At 32.2% G+C, this 23,756-nt stretch carries 21 protein-coding genes, 2 pseudogenes and 1 riboswitch; of the genes and pseudogenes, 4 read left to right on the forward strand and 19 right to left on the reverse strand.

Annotation, left to right across the window (positions count from 1 at the left end):
* Positions 1-203: 203 nt before the first annotated feature.
* The 5 genes and pseudogenes from LQ611_RS02940 to LQ611_RS02960 all read right to left on the reverse strand — a co-directional run bounded on the left by LQ611_RS02940 (position 204) and on the right by LQ611_RS02960 (position 4,858).
* On the reverse strand, positions 204-992 hold the full coding sequence (locus LQ611_RS02940) for an FTR1 family iron permease (protein ID WP_311403077.1): 789 nt from the start codon (positions 990-992) through the stop codon (positions 204-206).
* Positions 993-1,013: 21 nt separating this feature from the next.
* On the reverse strand, positions 1,014-1,901 hold the full coding sequence (locus LQ611_RS02945; RefSeq protein ID WP_239709329.1) for a hypothetical protein: 888 nt from the start codon (positions 1,899-1,901) through the stop codon (positions 1,014-1,016).
* Positions 1,876-3,112: pseudogene (gene efeB, locus LQ611_RS02950) on the reverse strand (iron uptake transporter deferrochelatase/peroxidase subunit). The gene LQ611_RS02945 and the pseudogene efeB overlap by 26 nt, the downstream one beginning before the upstream one ends.
* A 6-nt stretch (positions 3,113-3,118) precedes the next feature.
* A pseudogene (gene efeO / locus LQ611_RS02955) lies at positions 3,119-3,989 on the reverse strand (iron uptake system protein EfeO).
* Positions 3,990-4,228: 239 nt separating this feature from the next.
* Positions 4,229-4,858: a PepSY domain-containing protein gene (locus tag LQ611_RS02960; RefSeq protein ID WP_204181006.1), complete on the reverse strand. Its 630-nt coding sequence runs from the start codon at positions 4,856-4,858 to the stop codon at positions 4,229-4,231.
* Positions 4,859-4,989: 131 nt separating this feature from the next.
* A riboswitch (SAM riboswitch) is annotated at positions 4,990-5,089 on the forward strand.
* Between the two features lie 74 nt (positions 5,090-5,163).
* On the opposite strand from LQ611_RS02960, the gene LQ611_RS02965 reads away from it, so the two are divergent.
* On the forward strand, positions 5,164-5,382 hold the full coding sequence (locus tag LQ611_RS02965) for a hypothetical protein (protein ID WP_049319643.1): 219 nt from the start codon (positions 5,164-5,166) through the stop codon (positions 5,380-5,382).
* A 46-nt stretch (positions 5,383-5,428) separates the two neighbouring features.
* Here the strand turns inward: LQ611_RS02965 and LQ611_RS02970 are convergent, their stop codons facing one another.
* The 10 genes from LQ611_RS02970 to LQ611_RS03015 all read right to left on the reverse strand — a co-directional run bounded on the left by LQ611_RS02970 (position 5,429) and on the right by LQ611_RS03015 (position 16,415).
* Complete coding sequence (locus LQ611_RS02970) at positions 5,429-6,319, reverse strand: NAD(P)/FAD-dependent oxidoreductase (RefSeq protein WP_107572811.1); 891 nt, start codon at positions 6,317-6,319, stop codon at positions 5,429-5,431.
* 70 nt (positions 6,320-6,389) lie between these two features.
* Positions 6,390-6,770: an RrF2 family transcriptional regulator gene (locus LQ611_RS02975; RefSeq protein WP_058611565.1), complete on the reverse strand. Its 381-nt coding sequence runs from the start codon at positions 6,768-6,770 to the stop codon at positions 6,390-6,392.
* 124 nt (positions 6,771-6,894) lie between these two features.
* The gene (locus tag LQ611_RS02980) at positions 6,895-8,619 is read right to left on the reverse strand and encodes an ABC transporter ATP-binding protein (protein ID WP_182461739.1); all 1,725 of its coding nucleotides are present in this window, start codon (positions 8,617-8,619) and stop codon (positions 6,895-6,897) included.
* 391 nt (positions 8,620-9,010) lie between these two features.
* Complete coding sequence (gene celB, locus LQ611_RS02985) at positions 9,011-10,366, reverse strand: PTS cellobiose transporter subunit IIC (protein WP_049319640.1); 1,356 nt, start codon at positions 10,364-10,366, stop codon at positions 9,011-9,013.
* Positions 10,367-10,387: 21 nt separating this feature from the next.
* Entirely contained in the window at positions 10,388-10,891 is a 504-nt protein-coding gene (locus LQ611_RS02990; RefSeq protein WP_107572814.1) for a hypothetical protein, read from the reverse strand.
* A gap of 14 nt (positions 10,892-10,905) precedes the next feature.
* Complete coding sequence (locus LQ611_RS02995) at positions 10,906-11,229, reverse strand: PTS cellobiose transporter subunit IIA (protein ID WP_049319638.1); 324 nt, start codon at positions 11,227-11,229, stop codon at positions 10,906-10,908.
* A gap of 13 nt (positions 11,230-11,242) precedes the next feature.
* Positions 11,243-13,231, reverse strand: coding sequence for a BglG family transcription antiterminator (locus tag LQ611_RS03000; RefSeq protein ID WP_107572815.1), 1,989 nt, complete (start codon positions 13,229-13,231; stop codon positions 11,243-11,245).
* A 35-nt stretch (positions 13,232-13,266) separates the two neighbouring features.
* The gene (locus LQ611_RS03005; protein ID WP_037589330.1) at positions 13,267-13,584 is read right to left on the reverse strand and encodes a PTS cellobiose transporter subunit IIB; all 318 of its coding nucleotides are present in this window, start codon (positions 13,582-13,584) and stop codon (positions 13,267-13,269) included.
* Positions 13,585-13,602: 18 nt separating this feature from the next.
* Complete coding sequence (locus LQ611_RS03010) at positions 13,603-15,033, reverse strand: 6-phospho-beta-glucosidase (RefSeq protein ID WP_119494756.1); 1,431 nt, start codon at positions 15,031-15,033, stop codon at positions 13,603-13,605.
* Positions 15,034-15,500: 467 nt separating this feature from the next.
* Entirely contained in the window at positions 15,501-16,415 is a 915-nt protein-coding gene (locus tag LQ611_RS03015) for a DUF7916 family protein (protein WP_107572817.1), read from the reverse strand.
* A 156-nt stretch (positions 16,416-16,571) separates the two neighbouring features.
* Between LQ611_RS03015 and LQ611_RS03020 the strand changes: the two genes are divergently transcribed.
* Positions 16,572-17,495 carry an ABC transporter substrate-binding protein gene (locus LQ611_RS03020; protein ID WP_119650985.1) on the forward strand — a complete coding sequence of 308 codons (924 nt, stop codon included), beginning with the start codon at positions 16,572-16,574 and terminating at the stop codon, positions 17,493-17,495.
* Positions 17,496-17,585: 90 nt separating this feature from the next.
* On the opposite strand, the gene LQ611_RS03025 is transcribed toward LQ611_RS03020, so the two are convergent.
* Together LQ611_RS03025 and adcA are read right to left on the reverse strand one after the other, a co-directional pair.
* Positions 17,586-18,317, reverse strand: coding sequence for a class I SAM-dependent DNA methyltransferase (locus tag LQ611_RS03025; RefSeq protein WP_119494758.1), 732 nt, complete (start codon positions 18,315-18,317; stop codon positions 17,586-17,588).
* Between the two features lie 87 nt (positions 18,318-18,404).
* Positions 18,405-19,997: a zinc ABC transporter substrate-binding lipoprotein AdcA gene (gene adcA / locus LQ611_RS03030; RefSeq protein WP_204170619.1), complete on the reverse strand. Its 1,593-nt coding sequence runs from the start codon at positions 19,995-19,997 to the stop codon at positions 18,405-18,407.
* Between the two features lie 175 nt (positions 19,998-20,172).
* Here adcA and LQ611_RS03035 point away from each other — a divergent pair, with 175 nt between their 5' ends.
* A complete protein-coding gene (locus LQ611_RS03035) occupies positions 20,173-21,114 on the forward strand; it encodes a nucleoside hydrolase (RefSeq protein ID WP_204169137.1) in 942 nt (313 codons plus the stop codon).
* Positions 21,115-21,171: 57 nt separating this feature from the next.
* Here LQ611_RS03035 and LQ611_RS03040 read toward each other — a convergent pair whose 3' ends face one another.
* Positions 21,172-21,837: an ABC transporter ATP-binding protein gene (locus LQ611_RS03040; RefSeq protein ID WP_204169136.1), complete on the reverse strand. Its 666-nt coding sequence runs from the start codon at positions 21,835-21,837 to the stop codon at positions 21,172-21,174.
* 11 nt (positions 21,838-21,848) lie between these two features.
* On the reverse strand, positions 21,849-22,898 hold the full coding sequence (locus LQ611_RS03045) for an ABC transporter permease (RefSeq protein WP_191836264.1): 1,050 nt from the start codon (positions 22,896-22,898) through the stop codon (positions 21,849-21,851).
* 143 nt (positions 22,899-23,041) lie between these two features.
* Between LQ611_RS03045 and LQ611_RS03050 the strand changes: the two genes are divergently transcribed.
* Complete coding sequence (locus LQ611_RS03050; RefSeq protein WP_204169134.1) at positions 23,042-23,746, forward strand: DUF5694 domain-containing protein; 705 nt, start codon at positions 23,042-23,044, stop codon at positions 23,744-23,746.
* Positions 23,747-23,756: the final 10 nt, after the last annotated feature.

A 23,756-nucleotide genomic window follows, 5' to 3' on the forward strand; every position in this document is an offset into this window, starting at 1 on the left:
GTGCTGCCATGAATCTTAAAAAGTTGGCAATGTGGCTCGTAAAAGAGCCACAAATAGCCTAGATTAAACGTAGTTTAATCATGATTTTAGTAGAAAATATTAATCCATATAAAAAAACAAACTGAACTTATAAATTTAAGTTCAGTTTGTCCACAGTCTGAAACGCTAAGACAAATGGCTTTGTCTTAGCGTTTTAAATTACTCTATTTTTTCTTACTCATTGCATAATAAATCACAACTAAAATGACTAATGCTAATTGTGGTATCAATGTTTCGTATGTTGGATAAAATCCTATTAAGTCTATGAATGGTAAGTGATTAATTGTATGTTGTGGTACTATGTTTAATATTTGTAATGTATGGATACTTACGCCTAATATTTTAAATGCCAATATAAATATGAATAATGACATGATAAAGAATAAGCGATGTATTGGTATCCATTTTGTAATTTGGTTAAAGAAGATTGCGATTAACGCCAGTATGACGGATGCGACGATAATTCCTAATATTAATGACCATGTTGAGATTTTCCCAACGATACCTAAATAGAAGATAATCGTCTCTGCACCTTCTCTAAATACAGATAAGAATGCGACTAACCCGAAAGTAACGATACTTCCTGTAGACATAGCTTTATCCATATTTTTATTGATGAAGTTCTGCCACGAATCTAAACTTGATTTAGAGTGCAACCAGATACCTACGATAATCATTAATATCACAGATCCAATACCTACTATACCTTCTGTTAATTCTCTTGTTGAACCTAGGTTTTCAAATATCGCTTTAAATATGAAAGCTAACGCAATACTTAATACAACACCGATGACACTGCCTGTAACAATCCATTTTGATGCTTTTCTTTGTTCAGATTTACGTGTTACAGTAAGCAATGCCATAATAATGAGCAGTGCTTCTACACCTTCACGTAATAAGATTAAAGCTGCATCCCAAAATGTATAGCTCGTCTTAGAAATGGTTGATTTAATTTCTTGATTGAGCGTTTCTAACTAGCTACCAATGTCATCTTTATTATCTGCATCAAGTTGACCTGCATATTGAGGAATTTTCTGTTCTATTTTAGTGTACAACGCACCATTTCTCGTGCTAATTTCACTCTCAACATTTGGCCATGCAATAATAAATTGTTGTAAAGCTTGCTTTGATTTAGCTAAATCATCATTTTTTATATTTTTAATCGCAGTATCTAAATGTTCATTTAGAATATTAACATCTTGATCGCTTGTTTTAGCATCTGATTTTTTCCCTGCATGATAATCATCAAGTTCTTTTTTCAATTGATCAACTTGCATTTGTGCACTACTAGCGTCTACTTTATCTTTCGTTAATTCAATTCTTGTAAACATTAATGCAGTTTCAACTTGACCATATCTGCCAATATCTTCTTCTCGCACAATTTTTTCATTCTTTGTCCAAGTCGCATTTAATTGATTGTTAATCGTTTTTGCTTTTTCAAAATCTTTATCTGAAATCGCCTTTGTTATATTTTTAATCAATGGTTGCATTTCATTTTGTAACTGATCTCGTTTCTTCTGTTTATCAACAGGATTTAATACTTTTTCATAATGAATTAAATCAGAAGTCAGTGTATTTAGCGCACTTTCTCTATCTTTTTGAGACGTTGTTTTTTCAACTTTTTCAATATCTTGATCTATTTTTTTCACAAGTTTATGGTCTTTTTTATTCGTACTTTGCCAATTATCTTTAATCTCTTTGAAATGCTTGTCGAATGCCTTTTCGTCTTTATCTTGTATCGCCGATTTGGCATCTGTCACACTAATATAAATATCGCTTAAGCTCGTTTCTGCTTTAGCGGTCAAAGATAGTAGCATAAATAGTATTGCGACTAAACTAAATACGATTGAATAACGTTTCACCTAAATATCCTCCTTCTTGGACACCTGGTAAACATAGAAAAATACCTGAACCTCGATGTGTAATATATTCATTTAATTTATCAATAGCCCCCATTTTACTTTGGATTTTAATAAATTGTTCCGGTGATTTTTGAAATGCTAGGAAGAGTAATCCTGCATCAAAAGCACCTGTATTTGCGTTTATACCATCTGAATATGAAAAAGATCTTCTTAATAAATTCGTTTTAGATGCTTTTGCTAAACTGACATGTGATTCTTTTTCTATCAAGTTCTCGCCATTTTTATCTTTAATATCAGGGTCAAATGTATCAAATTCTTTTTCTTTACCAATTGGCGCACCAGAATGACGGTATCTACCAAATGTGGCTTCTTGTTCACCTAAAGCCGTTCTATCCCATGTTTCTAACAACATTTGAATTCTTCTTGCGACTAAATATGACCCATTTTTAGCCCAGCCATCTTGTATAAAGACGTATTCATTCAAATCACTTTTATTTTGGACATTAGGATTACCTGTTCCATCTTTAAAAGAGAATAAATTTCTAGGTGTTTCTTTCTAACCATCTTTTTCTTCAAATGAGTTAAATCCTGCTTGGCTCCACTTCATTGAAACTTCACCTTTAGCCACTCTAATTAAATTTCTAATGGCATGAAAATTAACTTGTGGATCATCTGAGCATGCTTGTATACAAATGTCTCCACCTGAATAGTTGTCATCAATTTGATCTTTAGGAAAATGTGGTAAATCTTTTAATAAATCTGGTTTATGCTTTTTCAATCCAACTTTTTCAAAGAATGAAGGACTTATACCAAAAGTAAGAGACAGACGACTGGCGTCTAAGCCAATCGTCTCCCCTGTATCTGGACTAGGTAACATTTTGTTTTTACCAAGTTCTTTTACAAATTCACCATTCATTAAATGAACACTATAATTTGTCCATATTTTAAACATTTCTTTAACATCTGAAATTGACATTTTGTTAATGCTCAGAACGACAAAGTATACATGTTTTTGTTGTTCTGTCGTGATGCCAGACTGATATTTACCATAGAAATTGATTTTATTTTTACGCCTGTTTTATCTTTAGCAAAGTATTGAGATGCAAGAAAAGTACCGCCTACACCTGTAAACCTATCAGTAATCCTGCGCCACCAACACCAGCGATCTTAAGAAAATCCCTTCTAGCTATATGATTTTCATTATTAGACATCAATCATCACTCCGTAATAACAGCCATTTGACTTAAAGATTCCCCTAATTTATCAACAGCTTCAGAAAGTTTTTTCGTTTCATCTTTAGATAATTTCGTATAGTCTTCATATCCACCATCTTTAGTCTTATATTGATCTAATAATTTATTAACATTATCAAATCTTTCTTGAGTTGTATCAGCAAGTTTTTTATCTTTATCTGCTACTTTATCTTTAAATATTTCAAAGATTTTTTCTGCACCTTCGATGTTAGCTTTAAAGTCATATAAATCTGTGTGTGAATAAATTTCTTCTTCACCCGTAATTTTAGAACTAGATACTTCATTTAATAAGTCGATTGAACCTTGTAACATTAATTTAGGTGTAACATCTACTGTATCTACTTTTGCACGTAACTCTTTAGTGTCTTTTAATAATTGATCAGCAACTGGTGCCATACCTTTAGTTGTATTATCTTCCCATAATGCTTTTTCAATTTTGTGATAACCTGACCATTCGTCTTCTTTATTTTCTTCTTTCATATCTGCTAAACGTGCATCAATTTTTGGATCTAAATCACCGAAACTTTCAGCAACTGTCAGCAACTGGCTCAGATCTTTCGTAGTACATACGAGCTGTAGGATAAATTTCTTTTGCTTTTTCGATATCGTCTGCTTTAACCGCTTCAACGAATTTTTCAGTATCGGCTAAGAATTTATCTAATTGTTCTGTTGTAAAATCTTTATAAGCTTTTGTTTCTTTAGAGAAATCCGCTTTTTCAGACTTTTTCGTTTCCTTTGTTTCTTTTTTATCTTCATTTTCTTTCTTATCAGCGCTATTCCCACACGCTGTTAAAATTAAAGTACTTGCTAATAAAGTTGTTGCTAACTTTTTCATCATAACACTTCCCATCTAATTGATTATCATTATCATCTTTAATTTATGCCTATAATATGTAATATTCAATAAAAATTTTATAGAATTAATCAAAAATACAAATACAAGACTTTACCTACAGTGTTTATGTAATCAAAAATTTTTCAGACTTCTTCTGAATTATTAATTGAGAATGATAATCATTTAATGAACATAAAAAAACATAGGATAAAATGAATTATCCTATGCTCTATAATAAATTAATCTGTTTCTTGTTCTAGTATTTCTTTAGACTTAGCATCAATTGTAAAATCTGTTGATTCTTTATTACCTTCTTTTAGTTCAATAGAATAAACAAGTTTGCCGTTATCTTCACTTAATGACCATTCTTTAATATCACCTTTAGCTTTGTCTTGTGCTACTTTAAGTACATCTTCAAATTTAGCAACATCTGATAATTTGAATGTTTGATCATTATCATCGCTATCTTCTTGTTCTTTTTCAACATTCGTAACAGATTTATCATCTGCATTTATCAGTACTTTATTTTCATTTGTTCCATCAACTAACTCAACTTTATAACTCCACTCGCCTGTTTCTTTTTCAAATGATAGATCTTTAAGTTCACCTTTTGATTCTTTTTGTGCAGCTTTCACAGCATCTTCAGGAGAGACTTTAACGTCATCCCATTTCACTGTATTTTCAGTTGCTTTGTCTGAACTTTGATCATCATCTGTGTTTTGATCATCGTTACTATTTTCTTTAGTTGTTTGTTCAGTTTTTTCATCATTTTGATTATCTTTTTTATCATTGTTATCATCGTCACTATTACCACATGCTGCTAACACGATACCTGCTGACAATAATAAAGAAAGCATTTTATACTTCATATTCTATTCCTCCTATGCTTCATATTCATTTAATATATAGACCTTCTTAAAATTTTTAAACATTTAGATTTTAAAAAATAGACAAAATACAATTAATTCGTTATGATAAAGAAACAATAAAATAGCTCGTAGTCTTATTAAGAGTAGGCGGAGGGAATTGGCCCGATGAAACCTCAGCAACAGGCGTATGTACTGTGCTAAATCCAACAAGTTTAACTTGAAAGATAAGAAGATTCTCTAAACAGCTCTTCTTAATCTTAAGATGAGCTGTTTTATTGTAACTATCAAATTAGGAGGCAATAAGTATGAGAACAAGAGACGATATTTTATCAGAACTATTAGAATTAAAGGCAAATCCACCAAAAAGCTTTTCAGGCTCAATAGCTAAGACCCAGAAGAAGAACGCTTTAATCCAAGAGTTATGCAGAGTTGAGAACACAATACTTCAACCAACTTCAGATTCTGAACATCAAAATGTTCAATTCGGTGACTTTGAAATTAATATTAAAATAACTAAAAAATAAGCATAATAAAGGAGTAGGACTATATTTTTCGTCCTACTCCTTTTATTTATGATTCCATAATGATTTGCATTGCTACAAATTTTGCGACTTGATTACCATTTGCTGCTGCGTCTATAAGTTGAGATGCCATGAAATCTTTACTTTCACCCGCTACAAATAACCCTGGTACAGATGATTCACCTAACTCGTTAATTTTTATTTTTCCGTTATCTTCTCTTTCAATATTGAGCGCTTTTAAAAATTCAAAATCAGTATCCCACTTCACACCAATTATTGCACCACTTCTATTGATACGTTCACTATTTTTAAAGATAACTTCATTAATTTGTCCTTCATAATGTTTAAATTCCGCTACTTCGCTTTCCACTAATGTGATATGTTTACTTTCAATAAACGCTTTATCTTCTTCAGTTAATAATGAAAAATCACGACTACTTATAACGATATCGTCTGTCCAATTGTTAATGAGCATCGCCATATGTTTCACATGTTCAGGTTGAACAGCTACTAGTAATGGTTGATGTCTCAATTCATACCCATCACACCATGGACAATAAAAGACAGATTTGCCGTAACTTTCTTTTAACCCTTCAATTTCTGGTAGTGTTTCTCGCAATCCTGTACATACCATAATTTTTTTAGCTTTATACTGTTGATTGGCTGTTTCAACAATAAAATAATGCTCTTCTTTCAATATGTTTAACACAGTGTCATTGATACGTGTTACATCATCATATTGATCAACATCATGTTCTCCTTTAGCTCTCAATTCTTCAGGTCTTACACCGTCTTGTGTTAAAAATGCATGTGAATGCTGTGTCACTTTATTTCTCGCATTATTATTGTCTATAACTAATGTCTTCTTCAAAGCTCTTCCTAATGTGAGTGCACTCGCTAATCCTGCTGGCCCTCCACCTATTACGATACAATCAAACATAGTATTTCCACCTTTCATAACTATTATAGAGTCGTAATATCTATAATTGATAGATAAAAAAAGATTTAACTTACATTAAATCTTTTAAAGTTTTATTTTTTAAAGCTTGCGTCATTTCATCTTCAGCTGTAGTTAATATCGCTTGTATTTTACATTCTGGACCGTGATCAAAACTATCTTCAAGCGTACTTTGATGACCATCAATTGCTGTAATAATATCATAGACAGTTATGTCTTCCCAATTATTAACTAAGTAATAACCACCTTTTGCACCAGATGCAGATTTAATAACACCTGCTTTTACTAATTGCGTTAATATTTTAGATAAATATGTTACAGATACATTTAACGTTTCAGATAAACTTTTAACATTGATGGGTTGTTGGTCTCTTTTAGCAATTAAATATGCCAATGCATGTAACCCATAATCTGATCCTTTAGAAATCTTCATGTTACACCTCTTAATCATAGATATTACCACTCTATAATAACAGCTTTGAAATGAAAGTCTATTATTTAGCTCAAAATATAAAAATACAGAGACCTTTTTCTTCAAAAAGATCTCTGGTAATATGTTAAAATTCATCGATTTGTTCAAACTGTGACATGTATAAATCTTTGTATTTACCACCTTTATCCATGAGTTCATCATGACTGCCCATTTCTTGAATTTGACCTTGTTCGATATATACAATTCTATCGACATGTCTAATTGTACTCAGTCTATGTGCAATAATCAGTGAAGTTCGACCACGTGATAAATTCTTAAATGCTGATTGTATTTTATTTTCTGTTTCAACATCTAAAGCACTTGTTGCTTCATCAAGAATAATAATTGGCGGATTCTTCAAGAACATTCTCGCAATTGAAATACGTTGCTTTTGTCCACCAGATAGTTTTGTACCGCGTTCCCCAACAACAGTATCTAAACCTTCTGGCAATTCATCTACAAACGTTCTTAATTGTGCTTGGTCAACTGCGTAATTAATTTCTTCTTCTGTCGCATTTAAATTACCATAAATAATATTATCTCTTAATGTTCCACCGAAAAGAAATACATCTTGTTGTACGATACCAATTTGTTTTCTTAATGATTCCAACTTATAAGATTTAATGTCTCGATTATTGATTTTAATCTTACCTTGTAACGGGTCGTAGAACCTTGGTAATAACGAACAAATTGTCGTTTTACCTCCCCCACTCGGTCCTACTAGTGCTATTTTTTCACCTTGTTCAATTTTGATAGAAAGCTGATTTAAGATTAATTTCTCTGAATATTTGAATGATACACCTTCATATTCAATTGTATCTGGTTCATCTATAAATTCGATAGCGTCGTCATTATCTTTAATTTCTGGATCCATATTTACAATTTCTTTGAAATTTTTGAATCCTGCAATACCTTTAGGAAATAGTTCAATAACCATATTAATAGACTCTAACGGTTTAAATAACAGATTTGTAATCATAATAAACGCTACAAATCCACCATATGACAACGATCCATTTAATACAAAATAACTTCCTAAAATCAGCACAAAGATTAACGTTAATTTTTGAGCAATATGACTAATTGACAAGTTCCAAGACATATATGAATATGCTTTTAATTTTGTCGCTCTAAAATTATCATTGACCTTTTTAAATCTTGCTAATTCGTGACCCTCATTTGTAAATGCTTGTACAAGACGCATACCACCAACATTATCAGCAATAAGCTCATTAAATCTCGAAACATTGCTAAATAAGTTCTTAAAAGCACCTGACATCTTTTGATTAAAGTAAATCGTTAATACAAAAATAATCGGTACAACACAGAACGTAATAAGCGCAAGTTTCACATCGATCGTCAACATAATGACAAATGAACCGACTAGCGTCATCACAGCTACAAACACATCTTCAGGTCCATGGTGAGCAACTTCTCCAATATCCATTAAATCGTTCGTTAATCGCCCAATGATTTTACCTGATTTTTGGTTATCAAAGAATCCAAAATTCATTTTTTGAATATGCTCATAAAGCTCATTACGAATATCTCTTTCAATATTAGTCCCCAGTTTATGCCCCCAATACGTCACGATGAATTTTAATACAGATTCAACAACGTATATGAATAATAAAAGAAAAACAAAAATCACAATCCAATTCCAATTCTTAGTTGGCAATAGCTGGTCAATAAATATACTCGTTATAAGTGGAAACACCAATTCGAGAATACCTACGAAAACAGCCGAACCAAAATCTAAGAAAAACAATCCTTTATAGGGTTTATAATATTGGAAGAATTCTTTCATAATGGACCTCCTAAATAAATTTCGACCAAATTTAATTATACTATAGAATTATATTTTTTCTGCACTTTTTAAGAATTTATTTAAAATTGTTTTTGTATCCGAAATAAAAGTGGTAACGAGTGACGGGGGTGGATTTTCGGGTCGATATTTATCTTTATCGACCTGTAAATCCTGTTTTCGGGTCGATAATTTATTTTATCGGACTGTAAATCCCGTTTTCGGGTCGATAAATTTTTTTATAGGCCTGGTAATTCCATTTTCGGGTCGATAAATTTTTTTATCGGTCCATATTTCCCGTTTCTGGACCGGTAAATGGAATTACCGGTCCAGAAATCACACAACACAAAAAGGAAGAGGCAACGCCACCTCAGCGTTGCCTCTTCATCTCAAACTTCTATATTAATGCGTCGTTTCCTTTTTCTTGTTCTACTAATTTTTTATCATATATCTTAATAAATGGGAACCAAATTAAGAATGCTACAAATCCACAAATTAATGAAACAAGTACTGCCATTAGACTTCCTGCTGTTCCAATAAATGCCCCAAATCCAATCGGTGATGGCCATGGTACTTGTGCAATAATTGGTTTCACAAGTTCTAATTTAATTGTCCAATACCCTATTGAAGCTGATACCATTGGTGCTAGGAAAAATGGAATGGCTAAGAATGGGTTATAAACAATTGGTAATCCAAATACAAGTGGTTCATTAATGTTAAATAATCCTGGTGCTAATGATGCTTTTCCTAATACACGTAGTTGCTCTGATTTAGCTAAAAATGCGATAAACACACATAGTCCTAATGTCGCACCTGATCCACCCATAACAACGAATGAGTTCTGGAATTCTCCTGCAAATGGAATATTCGCTCCTTCAATATTTAATTGCATGTTTGATAAAACAATTGGTGTAATAAAAGCACTGATAATATTTGCGCCGTGAATACCTACAATCCAAAGTGCATGAATTAAGAAGTAAATCACGAGTATACCAATCCAACTACTTGTTAAGTTAACAACAAATCCAAATGGTACAGCAATAATTTTGAAAATATCCGTATCAAAAGCTACTAATATTCCCGTAAACGCCAGTATAACGAAAGCAACTAAGAATGCTGGAATTAATGCTGTAAATGATCTTGAAACCCCTTCTGGTACCGCTTCTGGCATTTTAATAATCCATTGACGTTTCACACATAGTCTATATAATTGAACGGCTATAATAGACATGATAATTGCTGTGAATATCCCAGTCGTACCTAGCCTACTGACACCATCACCAGACATTTCCCAACCATTAAAGATATTGACATCTTTTTTCATAATATTAACTAAGACCATTTTACCGTCATCCATTACTAACTGTGGAATGGCCATAAAGTAAGCAAACATAGACAATAATGCACCGTTAAGTGGATTAACATCTAAATCTTCTTCATCTGCGTAAATTTTAGTATATTCATAACCAATAACTAAACAGAAATACAGGGCTAGTATCCCCATCGTTGCTTTATTGGCTAACATGTACAAATCACCAATTTTTAAAAATGTACTATTCCAAAATCCTTCTAAAAACGTAAAAGTCTGTGGAATAACGTTTAACACTAAAAACATTGACCCTACAATTGTAAAAGGTATACATGCCATACCAGCTGCCATAATTGCTCTTACAATTCTAAATGAAGCAATTTTCCCCATTGGACCCATTAAATACTTCTCTAAAAAAGCAAAAACTTTATTTTCTGATCCCATATCAAGACCCCTTTTCTTTGATTAGTTTATTGCATTTTCAAATCTTTGTAGTCGTTTATAATGCCAGTCTTTATCATGTCGAATATTGTGTAATCTAAATAAGATGAATCCACTGATGCATAAACCACATACCAATATGCCAACTACGAAAAGTCGAGATGCTGATTGATCCACAATAAATGGATATAAATATTGGAATAATGGTGTGAATAATATAATTGGTATAAGCAATAGATTGACTGCGCTTATACTTAAAAAGCAATAATAAGTATATTTCGCTTGATTTGTATGATTACCATACATTCTGACTTGTTCTGCAACGCTGATCAAAATCACAATCATCAACACAAGTGGCAGTATCAATGCTAAAGAGCGACTCATCACAAGCGTAAAAAACCAATATAAATTAGAAAAGAAGAACAAAGCAGACATATATCTCACTAATAAAAATCGATTGAAGTACATAGCTTTGAGACTTGTTTCTCTTCTATTTTTTTCAATTTTATTTTTTGTTTCTTGATCCATTTTTCATCCCTCGTTTATACTGCATCATTTACTTTTTGATACAAATACAACATCTCAATTGCGACTTCTTTTAACGTCATTGTTGTCATAAGATGATCTTGTGCATGAACCATAATAATTTCCATATTAATAGACTCACCTGATGCATATTTTTGTAGTAAATCCGTTTGAGATTGATGCGCTAACGTAATCTCTTGGTTTGATTCATCTAATAGTTGTTCCGCTTCTTCATAGTTGTTTTCACGCATCTTTTTAAAAGCATCATGTATATTTGTACGCGCAGTCCCACTATGTAAAATAATTTCAAAAGCAACAACTTGAATTTCTTCTTGTTCCATAGACTAACTCCCTTTACTTGTGATATTGACCAATCATATAGTTTTTAAAGCTGTTATAATCCTTACAATTCATAAGTTCAGAAATTTTGTCATCTGAATCTATGAGGTTCACGATAATATCGATGATCGTTTTGAGCTCATTGTCGTTATATTTTGAAGGTGATAACATAATGATTAGCTTAATATTTGGAAACTGTTCATTCCAATACACCCCGCCAGGCACAAGTGCTACGGCTATACTTGAATAATCTCCAACTGGATGTGCTGTATGTGGAACAGCTACTTCATCACTGAATACAACTGTACTCAACTCTTCTCTATACCGAAGTTGTCGTTTCAACTTCTCTTCAAAACAAGGCTCTTCTTTAATACTTAATTGCTTGATCAAAAGCTGATATAGCTGATGTTTAGTGATTGGTTCTTCGATATAATTAAACGCATGTTCACTACAATATTGACTAAAGAAAGAACTATATTGTTCAAGTGCCATATTCTCTTCTAACACATGATTATATAAGAATTTTGAATCATGATGATGAACAAATGTATTAATTTTCTTAATATCTTGATCATTGAGTAATACATTCACTTGTATGACAGGTACTTTAAATACGATGGTTGATAAATCAATAGATGAAATAATTAAATCAATATTTTCTAATTTTTCGTCTGTTATTTCATAGTAACTAATCACATCAATGATATTCATCTGCAAACTAAATTCTTTTTCTACTCGAACCTTTAACATCTGTGCACTACCATAACCAGTTGCACAAATAACGAGGACATTTAACTTTTCTCTTTGGTAATATTTTTCAATAGCTGCAAGTAAATGTAATGTTAAATACGCCCATTCCCCTTCACTGACATCTTGGTCTTTTAACTCTTCTAATTCACCAAAATATTTTTTTGTCATCGTAAGTGACGCTTCATTTTGTGATTTAATGTCATTCAAAATCGGATTTTCCAAGTGGATATTATTGCGAATCCGTTTAATCAACGGTTGTAAATGGGTAACAAGCCCATACAATAATTGACTGTCTGACGACATTGGAAATCCAAAATCTGTTTCTATTTTTCCTAATATTTGAGACACACGATGAGATAAATCACTCTCTTCATCGCTTTCTTGTTGTTTTGAACCTTTGCTCATAATATGCAAACTGATATACTTCGCTTCTTCTTCTGGAAACGATATTTGATAAATACGTTCAACACGATTTAAAATTTTTCTCGCGACTGACAATTCATTTTCTGTTAATACCTCTTCATTAGAAGCAATTGTTTTTAAACAATGCCCATCTAACAGTCTTCTAATCATCAGTCCTAAATGTAGTACAAGATTTTGGAGTATATAATCTGATAAATATACTTTAGATTCTCTCGTTTCATCTACAACAATGATTGCCAACTCTTCCATATTAATTTGCTGCAAAAGTGGCGTATCTTGAAAATATTTATTAATAGAATGAAAAAACCTATTTCCTAAGAAATAATCCATTATAAAATGTCTTTTATCTCGTTCATCTCCACCAATTACAATTCCATGTTGCTGTTTACTCACGAGTTCTAAGTTATATTGTCCAATAACCTTTTTTATATTTGCGATATCGTGAGATATTGTGGATCTCGAGATAAATAATTGTTCGCTTAATTGCTCAATCGTAATAGCTGTCTTATTAAAAAGTAATAAATTCAAAATATAATATTGTCTATCTTTTGAATCATTGATACTTTCTTGATTCACAGATTTAGTGCTTAAATATCTTTTTAAAAAGTTTTCAAATTCAATCATTAAATTGATTTTGAGTTGATAACCATATCCTTGTTTAGCAATCAAAGTTGCACCATTTTTTTCAATTTCAGGTTTAAGGGTTTTGATATATTTTCGAATCGTTCTATCTGAGAGTTGCAAGATCGTTGCAATTTCTGAGCTTTTGACAAATTCATTACGTCGCTGTGATAAATAACTGAGTATATCTATTTCTCTTTGACTAAGCATAAGCTTCCCTCATTTCATAGAGAATATTATACTGATTATTCTATGTCTTGCAAAATTACACTTGCCAATTTTTCAATGCCCATTGGAATCGGAACATACGCTTGTGGCGGGATATTTACTACTGGTTTATTAACTCTATCTCCAGCTTCTTTTAACTTTTTAAAATACATTTTAGTTTGTGGACTCACTAAATATAAATCGAAAGATTGTTTTTCAATCATTTTCCCGCCTTCATTTGCTGAAACGGCATCGACTTCAATATCATGTCCTTTTTCTTGTAAGTAACTCGTTGTTTTTTTAGCCATAAGTGATGATGACATACCTGCTGCACATATAATTAACGCTTTTTTCATAATAAAAACCTCCAAATGTTATAATTGTTCTCCGTTACTTGCAATAACTTTTTTGTACCAATAAAATGAATCTTTTTTAGAACGGTCTAACGTACCATGACCTTCGTTATCTTTATCTACATAAATAAAGCCGTATCTCTTTTTCATCTCGCCCGTTCCGGCAGATACTAAATCTATACAACCCCATGGTGTATATCCCATTAAATCGACACCATCTTCATCGACAGCTTTGATAAATTGTTCGATGTGTGTTTTTAAATATTCAATTCTATAATCATCATGAACAATGCCGTCTTCACCAAGTTCATCAATTGCACCGAAGCCATTTTCAACAATAAACAATGGTAAATGATACATATCTGTAAACCAGTTCATCGCATATCTTAAGCCTTCAGGGTCAATTTGCCATCCCCAATCCGAAGCTTGTACATAGTCATTTTTTACTAAATCACGTGTTTCAACATAATCATATTTTTCGTTAGATTTTTCATGTGAAATTGCGAATGACATGTAATAACTAAAGCCAATGTAGTCTACTGTGCCTTGTTTCAAATCTTCAATATCTTGATCTGTAATATCTAAATCGAAAGATTTATCTTTGAAATACTGTGTCATATAACCTGGATATGCACCATGAACATGGACATCCGTAAAGTAATATCTCTTTTGCATCGCTTTTTGAGCCATTAAGATATCTTTCGGATTACAAGTTGCTGGATATATTGGACACATTGCTATCATGCACCCTATTTCAAAGTCTGGATTAATGTCATGACCAATTTTTGTTGCTTGAGCACTCGCAACCAATTCATAATGTGCTGCTTGATACATAATTTGTTCACGATTTTCACCAGGTTGATATTTCACGCCTGAATTCGTAAATGGCGCAAAATCTTCATCAAAGTTAGCTTGGTTATTAATCTCATTGAAAGTCATCCAATATTTAACTTTGTCTTTATATCTTTCAAAACAAACTGTTGCAAATCGAACGAAGAAGTCAATCACTTTCCTATTTCGGAAGCCACCATATTCAGTTACAAGATGATAAGGTAATTCAAAGTGAGACAATGTTACGACAGGTTCAATCCCATACTTCAAACACTCATTAAATAAATCATCATAGAATGCTAAACCTTGTTCATTTGGTTCTTGGTCATCACCTTTCGGAAAAATTCTCGACCATGCGATTGAAGTTCTGAAACATTTAAAGCCCATTTCACTAAACAATTGAATGTCTTCTTTATATCGATGATAAAAATCAATCGCTTCATGGTTTGGATAATATTTACCTTCAATAACGCCGTCTGTAATTTCTCGATTTTTCCCGTGAGAAGCTGCAGTCATAACATCTGCAACACTGATTCCTTTACCATCTTCTTGCCAAGCACCTTCAAGTTGATGCGCCGCTACAGCACCTCCCCATAAAAAATCCTCTGGTAGTTTTGACATTGAAACCTTCCTCCTTTAATCAAACATTTCTTAATACAATTTTATTGTAAACGTTTTCATAAACAAGTAGCATATCGAAAAGTTCCGTAGTATTACGGAAGTCTTTTATAATAGGTAGATTTTATGCATATTTGGATGAATTATTATGGTGAATGGGCAGCAGATTATAGTGAGGTGAAGTTTTCGGGTCGATAATTTTATTTATCGGCCTGAAAATTACGTTTTCGGGTCGCTATTTTTATTTATCGACCTGTAAATCTCGTTTTCGGGTCAATAATTTATTTTATCGGTCCATATTTCTCATTTCTGTACCGATAATTTTTCGTATCGGTACATATTTCTCTTTTCTGGACCGATAATTTTTCGTATCGGTCCATATTTCCCATTTCTGGACCGATACTACCTTTCCAATCAAATATGAAAAGGATGAGACAGCCCACACTGTCTCATCCTCTCCAACTTCCCATTTATCTATTGATTGATCTTGCTATTCTAGATACTGTATGGCGTTGCCCTCTAATAGCTTTACTTAATGCATATATATTTTCGACTGGTGCTAATCCACCATATCCTGCATCACCTATATGTTGAATATCAACGCCTAATGTTTTATTTTTAATAGCCATTTCTCTAATCGTCGCCTCATCCGAACCTTCTTGAGATGTACCGATTGCACTCATCACTAGTGCGCCATGTTTATGCGCTACTTGAACAGCTTCTCTCACTTCTTCTTCACTGACACCCCAAACTGTTCCTACTGCCGGCACTAATATAATATCTGCTCCAGCTTCTACAAAATTCGTTATAGCTTCTAAATTAACGACAGGCTCATCTACACCTGATCCGTGCATCTTACCAGCAATAATAAGTCCATTAAAATGAGATTTCCCTACTTTAATCGCTTCTAAAATATGATTGTTTGTAACACCAGTTGCTGGATTCCCAGTTAAACATACAAAATCAAAGCCTAATTTTTCAGCTTGTATAAAAGTTTCTTTAGTCGCTTTTCTACCAGCAGAAATATCCAGTTTGACTTCTGCCATATTCGCTTTATCATCAACTGGTTCTAAATTTACACCAATAGGTCTTCCGACAAGTTTCTTTAAATCCTGAACAGCATTGCCAGTACCTTGATAAGCATCATGGTATAGACCTTTAATTTCTGGTTCATTGACATCTAAAGCATTCAGTAAAATCATATCCGCTCCAAAAGCAGTCGCCATTTCCGCATTTGTAATATCTTGCACTAAAGCAGGCGTATGTACGACAACATTCTCACTAAGTACCGTTCTACCTTCACTCGCCTTAATACTTTGCTTCAATTCCTCTGATGAAAAGCTCAAAATATCAGACGTATTTGCACTAATTAATCGTTTAACCAAAATATTCACCCCTTCTTTTACTAACACAAACCAAAGATATATTTAAAAAATAACAAAGTCAAATTAATTTAAAAATAAAATATTGAATAATTAATGTTGATTCCTATAATTTAAATGATATTGATTATCATTATCATATTTTTGGGGGGTTAATTTATGAAAAGATTATTAGTTTTTTGCTTATGCTTATTATTTTTCTTAGCAGCTTGTAATAGCTCAGATACTAAAGAAAAGTCGTCAGAAACAAAATCGGATTCTTCATCTGATACTAAAGTATTTAAACAAGATGATGGGGAAAAAATCAAAATACCTAAAGATCTGAAAAGAATTGTTGTATTACATCCGACATACATAGGTGCATTAGTTGAATTTGGCCATAAACCTGTTGGCGTCATAGATTTTGTGAAACAAAATAAAACTTTATCTGATGCTACTAAAGGTGCAAAAATGTTAGGTCAAAATAATGTTGAAGATATTGCTAAAACAAAGCCGGATTTAATCATTACTACTAAAGAAGATAAAAACATTAATAAACTCAAAAAAATTGCACCAACTGTCCAAATGGATGCTATGAAATCAGACTACAAAGCTGCTACTAAAGAACTCAGGGAAATTGTAAATGAACAAGACAAAGCCAAAAAATGGATAAAAGATTGGGAAGAAAAACTTGAAAAAGATAAAAAATCTTTAGGTGATAAAGTAGACGGGAAAACTATTACAGTCCTACAATCAACACCAAAAGGTTTAACAGCTTTCGGTAAAAACTATGGACGTGGTACAGAAATTGTTTACGGTGGTTACGGAATGACACAACCTGAAAAATTAGAAAAAGAAACAAAGAATGCTTATATGGCAACGCCATCTGAAGAAGAACTTTCTGATTATACGGGTGATTATATTATACTAGCAACAATGGGAGAAACACCACAATTCACACAAACAACTAACTGGAAAAACCTTGATGCAGTCAAAAATAATCATATTATCGAATTAGATTTACAACAAACGCAATATAATGACCCAATTTCTCTTGAAAAACAAAGAGAAATTATTTTAAAACAACTAAAAGAAATGAAATAAAATATTACTGAGTATCGCTTTTAGCACACGTATAAAGTTTTCAACTTTATACGTGTGTCTTTTTATAAATATTAACTTGTTCTACCTCTTCTACTTTTTCTTTGCTTTTACTAATAGAAATGGTGGGAATTGTTTCAACTTATTAATACGAGCTTGATCGTACATTTTAAATACTTCCTCAGACTGCCCGAGGTCTTTTACACATTGAATTTCAAAGTCATTTTCTATTAAATTATTGAAGATTGTCTCAATTGTATGATGATATTTATAAACATCCGCACCTAGCCAATTTGCTGAACGAGATGACTCATCAAAATAATGTTCCATTCGTAAAAATATACCTTTGTCATCTTCTAGTGCAACTTCTGGATCTTTAGTGGCTGTTTGTATAGGATGTTCCATTGTAAAGAGTAACGTGCCACCACTATTTAATAGCTGATTCAACTTCTTAGCGCATCTCTTAAAATCTTCAATATAATGAAACACAAGTGAAGATACGGTGACATCATATGTTTCATTCGTCTCAAAATCCATAAATGATTCATGATATAACGTGACATTGTTAGTATTAAATTTTTCGCGACTTGCGTTAATCATATTGAGTGACTCATCTATTCCGGTAATGTGTTTAGAATGTAATTTCAACATATACGCAATCAAATGCCCCATACCACAGCCAATATCAAGTACTGTTTTGCCATTTAAATCTGGCATTAACCGTTTCATCTCAGGCATTTCAACGACTTCGTTATAACTTAATGCATGATTTCTTTTTTGTTTATAGCCTTCAAAGAAATCATCTTGATCATAAATATTCGTCATCTTAACATCCCCCTTTTATTAAATTTAGTATAGCAATCATTTATATAAAAAAGAACCTGAGACCACGTCGGTCTCAGGTTCTTTACTTTAATGTGCTAACATTTCTTCTTTTACTTCGTCTTTAGATAATTTAGATGGATAATATGTTGGCCAGTTATCTAATTCTTTTAAGACTTTATCTTTATCATTGCCTGTGAATATATGGAAATGTGCAGCTTTTTTAGGATAAATATTGTGATCGCTAAATTGTACATATTTCGGTAAGTTATCGTTTGATTCACCTTTTAATTTAAATGTGTATCTTACGCCTCTATTACCTTTTTCATATTTCAAGATATCATAGACATCGTACTCATATTCGCCAGTTGTTGTTTTGCCTTCTTTAGTGAAACTGATTTTATTGCCTTCAATTTTGATGTTTTCGACATCTGTTTTATAGCCTTTATCATAATAAGCTTTATATTCTTTTTCAGACATCTTGCCATCTTCTTCAGCTTTATGTTCGAAGACTTCATCAAGTGTGCCATCTTTTAAATATGGATATACTGATTGCCAGTCACCTTCATAATCTGATAGTTTACGGTCTTTTACTTGTGAATCTTTGAAATACCCTTTTTCAATTGCTTTATCATGAGCTGCAGCTTTCTTGTCATCTTTTGTTGTAATCTTGTCATTTAATGATTTTTCGATATTTTTAATATTTTCCTTCATTAATGATTGATATGAAAAGTCTTTTTCTTTTAATTGTTCTTTCGTTAAAGATTCCATATTATTAAATGTTAATGGCTTAGCATCTGTTTCTTTACGAATTGTGTCTGTAATTTTTGATGAAATATTGCTTTCATATAAGATGTATTTCGCATCTGTATCTTTAATTTCTTTAACAATTTCAGTTAATTCTTTTTGTGATGGATCTTCAGCATTCATACTTTGAACACCTTTTTGAACAAATCTATAACGATTTGCTAAGTAACCTAAAGATTCATGAGAGATAAATACTGTATGGCCTTCATGACCTTTAGTAGCATCTTTTAATGATTGATCGATATCCGATAATTCATTATTTAATTTTTTATAATTTTTCTCATAATCTGCTTTATGGTCTGGGTCTTTCTTAATTAATTCATCTTTAATTCCTTTGATCATTTCTTGGTCGATTTTAGGATCTAACCATACATGAGGATCAAATCCACCGTGGTGATGATGTTCATGTTCGTGTTCATGATCTTCATGGTCTTCTCCATGTTCATGATGTTCATCTTCGTCATCATGATCTTCCCCGTGCTCGTGACCATGTTCATGTTGATCTGTTAAAAGTTCTGATTGATCCATACTATTTTGAAGTGATAATTTTTTATCATCTTTTTTAATAGTTGAGGCAATTTTCTTTGCTACTGGATCTAAATCATCTCCTGTATAAACAAATAAATCCGCTTTACTCGCGTTTAAAATATCTTTTTGAGTTGGTTCATAACTATGTAAATCTGTTCCTGCAGGATAAATTGATTCTACTTCTACATGCTTACCGCCAATTTGTTCTATAAAAGATTTCAATGGGTAAACCGTCGTCTTAATCTTTAATTTATCAGAATCATTATTTTTGCTATCTGTTTGATTACAGCCAGCTAATACCATACAAATTGCAAAAACAACTGTTAGTACCCCAATCCATTTTTTCATCTCGTACACTCCTTATACAAATAGTAACGTTTACGATTTAAAATTATATACGTATATTTATTAAAAAACAAGACCCTATTTAGAATAATTTTTTATAGTATGTTTATTTTGTTTAGTTGAAAACGCTTTAGTATAATGACATCAAGACATACATTAATTAAGAGGACGTGTTTAAATGTTACAAAATAGAAAAATCATCATGGATTGTGATCCTGGGCATGACGATGCTATCGCATTAATATTGGCTGGTGCTCAATCTAGCCCATTAAATATCTTAGCAGTGACAACTGTTGCGGGAAATCAATCAGTAGATAAGAATACAACAAATGCGTTAAATGTATTAGATATTATGAATAGAGGCGACATTCCTGTTTCAGTCGGTGCGGACAGACCTTTAATCAAGAAAGCTGCATTTGCTGAAAGTATTCATGGTGAAAGTGGCTTAGATGGTCCTGAATTACCGAAAGTTCCAAACTTAAAGCCTACAAATCAGCATGGTGTAAATGTCATAATTGATGAAGTACTAAACAGTAACGAACCCATTACACTCGTAGCAACAGGACCATTAACAAATGTTGCGATGGCGCTTATCCAAGAGCCTAAAATTGCTCATAATATAGAAGAAATCGTCATTATGGGGGGGGGAACGTTTGGAAATTGGACTCCTACTGCTGAGTTTAATATATGGGTTGATGCAGAAGCAGCGAAAAAAGTATTTGAAAGTGGCATCCCAGTTGTAGTATTCGGATTAGATGTGACGCATCAATTATTAGCAGATGATGCTGTAATTGAAAGATTTCATCAAATCAATAATCCAATTTCTCATTTCGTAGTTGAGCTCTTAAAGTTCTTTAAATCTACTTATAAATCGCAATTCGATATGGACGGTGGTCCAATCCATGATGCTTGTACAATTTTATATTTACTGCACCCTGAAATATTCACATTACAAAAAACATTTATTCAAATCGAACATCAAAGTGACCTCACATATGGCACAATGTCTGTTGATTTGCATAATACTTATAAACAAGAACCTAACGCCTATTTCGCTACAGAAGTAAATGTAGACTTAGCTTGGGACATCATGGAAAAAGCTTTAAAAAGTTATGAATAAAAAATAAAAGGCTAGGATATCATCGATATCCTAGCCTTTTCTATTTAATCAACCACGTTATACTTCTTCTTTCAACTCACCATCTACCATTTTAAATACTTTATCACAGTATGATGTCAGTCTTTGATCGTGCGTTACGATAATACATAATTTATTTAATTCTTTTGTTTCTCTTCTCAATATTTCCATAACTTCTATTGCATTTTCTGTATCTAATGATGCGGTTGGTTCGTCTGCTAGTATAACGGATGGATTTGTGTAAAGTGCTTTAGCGATAGCCACTCTTTGTTTTTGACCACCCGATATTTCACTTGGTAATTGGGATAAAATTTTATCCAAACCGAGTTGTTTCAATAACCTTGTATGTTCTTCTTCATTCATAACGTCTTTTTTCACTTTTTTAAGTAATTCAAATTGTTGTTGTATGGTTAAAAACGGTATTAAATTACTTGTTTGAAGTATAAAACCGATTTCTTTTAATCGTAGTTTAGATAATTGTTTTTCATTAAATTGATTGATATTTTGACCGTTTAAAGACACAGTACCTTCTGAGGGTAATTGCAAGGCACCTGCCATTGTTAACAATGTACTTTTCCCTGATCCTGATGGTCCAATAATGGCAACTAGTTCGCCTTTTTCTAATTTAAAGTTGGTTGATTTTACTGCTTCTATCGTTCTATTACCGTCTTTAAATGACTTTGTGACATTCTCAAATGCTAACATGTTTCCGCCTCCTAACTAATGACTTTCAATGGTTCTACTTTTCGTATACTTAATACTGAGAATAAACTACCTAAAATTGCGACGATAATAAGCACGATACCGTATAATAACATTGTTAAATAATCAAATTTAATAGGCACTGCTTCTGGTAAGAACGAACCTGTTAACACCGTTAATCCAAAGCCAATCAATGTACCGATTAAAGCGATAATAATCGTTTGGCTCATGACTGAACGTGCTAAAAAGCCATTCGTTAATCCTTGCGCTTTTAAGACACCAAATAAATTTCTCTTTTGTAACGTAATAATGTATAAGAATATACCAATAACCATTGCTGAAATCGCAAATAAGAACACAATCATAAAGTTTAATGTTAAATTTTGCGCTTGATAGCCTGGTAATTTCGTAATAAATGATTCAATGTCATCTACTTCTAAATCTTTGTTTAATTCAACATCTTTCCAATTTTTATCTTTAACGACTAGCGCATTGATTTTATCGCCTTTCAGCATCGGATTTAATTTCCCAATCGTTTCATTATTTGTAAATAAGACAGGTGATGCATTAAATTTAGAACTCACTGAAAAACCGACAATTTTTAATTCTTCATCACTATTTGAAAGTGTTAATGTGTCCCCGATTTTAAATCCTTTTGTTTTTAAAGTATGATCTGCAACGACTTCATTATTCTTCTCAAACAGTTTGCCGTCTTCTATTTTAGGCATTAAGAAACCTTTTCCATCGATACCAAAGACTGTCGCATTCTCTTTGTTTTTACCGTCTGAAGCTATAACAGCCGTTTGCTTTAATCCTTCACTTTTATCAAATTTGCCTTTAACATCATCTGTATTAATAGATGATTGTGCAACTGTTTGATTGGCATCTTTATTCAATACAATCGCATCTGCTTTCCATAAATCGACTGCTTCCCTATTCATATTCATTAAACCGTTTGCTAATCCTGATAATAAGAATAAAAGATAGCTAATCATAACTAATACGCCAATGATCAGACCAAACTTCGTCTTATTTCGTCTCATTTCATTCCAAGCTAAAAACATACTTCCAGCCCTTTCCTGAATCTAAATTTTCTATTATTTAATTATAACATTATTATTTAATTATCTTAAAATAATAGCAACATTGTATTTATAAAAACGTTCATGTATTATTGATAACGATTATCAATTAAGGAGGTGTCAAATTGGCACAAAAAGAAATTTGCATCATTGGTACGCCACATATTCGGTTAGACCAAAGCAATCAATATTTTTTAGAGACTTATCAACGATACTTAGAAGACGCTACCGTCATTTTGAATAAATTAGAGCAATACAATCCAGATTTAATCGCAATTGAATGGGATATTAAAAATAAAAATCAATTAGATAAAGACTTTAATCAACTATCCCGTAAACATTTGCCGCTTCAACTCAACGAACATCATTTTTTAGCGATACCACTCGCATTGAAATTAAATTTACCAACTGTTATTCCAATCGACAACAATCAAATGCAAACACGTAAGATTCGTGCAGCATTTGCAGATGAATACCTTGAAAATGATAACCCTATACTATACCAACATTTAAACGAAGCAAAACAAAGTCATCAAAATAAAAAGGGACAAGATTTATCATTATATGAACAATTAACTGAATATCAGGATTCAGTCATTCCTTTAGAACAAGTTTTTGCCATTCGTTCACTTGCAGATAGTCCAAGTATCGCCTTTTCACTTGAATGGTTAGAACGTAATCAATTTATGGCCAACCACATCATGAAAAATGCGCTCAACCATGATAGAACAGTTGTCTTTACAGGTATGAGTCATGTCAGAATTTTAAAATTCATGTTAGAATCAACAGGTTTATTTAAAGTCGTTCCATCTATAGATATATTAAAATAAAGGAGCATAC

The organism is Mammaliicoccus sp. L-M44, assembly GCF_022386355.1.
Lineage (GTDB): Bacteria > Bacillota > Bacilli > Staphylococcales > Staphylococcaceae > Mammaliicoccus > Mammaliicoccus sciuri_A.

What these genes read in the sequence shown, in the direction of transcription:
- LQ611_RS02965 (WP_049319643.1), top strand. Translation starts at nt 5,164, where the DNA reads ATGAGAACAAGAGACGATATTTTATCAGAACTATTAGAATTAAAGGCA.
- LQ611_RS02990 (WP_107572814.1), bottom strand. Translation starts at nt 10,891, where the DNA reads ATGGATCAAGAAACAAAAAATAAAATTGAAAAAAATAGAAGAGAAACA.
- LQ611_RS02970 (WP_107572811.1), bottom strand. Translation starts at nt 6,319, where the DNA reads ATGTTTGATTGTATCGTAATAGGTGGAGGGCCAGCAGGATTAGCGAGT.
- LQ611_RS03035 (WP_204169137.1), top strand. Translation starts at nt 20,173, where the DNA reads ATGTTACAAAATAGAAAAATCATCATGGATTGTGATCCTGGGCATGAC.
- LQ611_RS03000 (WP_107572815.1), bottom strand. Translation starts at nt 13,231, where the DNA reads ATGCTTAGTCAAAGAGAAATAGATATACTCAGTTATTTATCACAGCGA.
- LQ611_RS03040 (WP_204169136.1), bottom strand. Translation starts at nt 21,837, where the DNA reads ATGTTAGCATTTGAGAATGTCACAAAGTCATTTAAAGACGGTAATAGA.
- LQ611_RS02995 (WP_049319638.1), bottom strand. Translation starts at nt 11,229, where the DNA reads ATGGAACAAGAAGAAATTCAAGTTGTTGCTTTTGAAATTATTTTACAT.
- celB (WP_049319640.1), bottom strand. Translation starts at nt 10,366, where the DNA reads ATGGGATCAGAAAATAAAGTTTTTGCTTTTTTAGAGAAGTATTTAATG.
- LQ611_RS03005 (WP_037589330.1), bottom strand. Translation starts at nt 13,584, where the DNA reads ATGAAAAAAGCGTTAATTATATGTGCAGCAGGTATGTCATCATCACTT.
- LQ611_RS03045 (WP_191836264.1), bottom strand. Translation starts at nt 22,898, where the DNA reads ATGTTTTTAGCTTGGAATGAAATGAGACGAAATAAGACGAAGTTTGGT.
- LQ611_RS03010 (WP_119494756.1), bottom strand. Translation starts at nt 15,033, where the DNA reads ATGTCAAAACTACCAGAGGATTTTTTATGGGGAGGTGCTGTAGCGGCG.
- LQ611_RS03025 (WP_119494758.1), bottom strand. Translation starts at nt 18,317, where the DNA reads ATGACGAATATTTATGATCAAGATGATTTCTTTGAAGGCTATAAACAA.
- LQ611_RS02975 (WP_058611565.1), bottom strand. Translation starts at nt 6,770, where the DNA reads ATGAAGATTTCTAAAGGATCAGATTATGGGTTACATGCATTGGCATAT.
- adcA (WP_204170619.1), bottom strand. Translation starts at nt 19,997, where the DNA reads ATGAAAAAATGGATTGGGGTACTAACAGTTGTTTTTGCAATTTGTATG.
- LQ611_RS03020 (WP_119650985.1), top strand. Translation starts at nt 16,572, where the DNA reads ATGAAAAGATTATTAGTTTTTTGCTTATGCTTATTATTTTTCTTAGCA.
- LQ611_RS02960 (WP_204181006.1), bottom strand. Translation starts at nt 4,858, where the DNA reads ATGAAGTATAAAATGCTTTCTTTATTATTGTCAGCAGGTATCGTGTTA.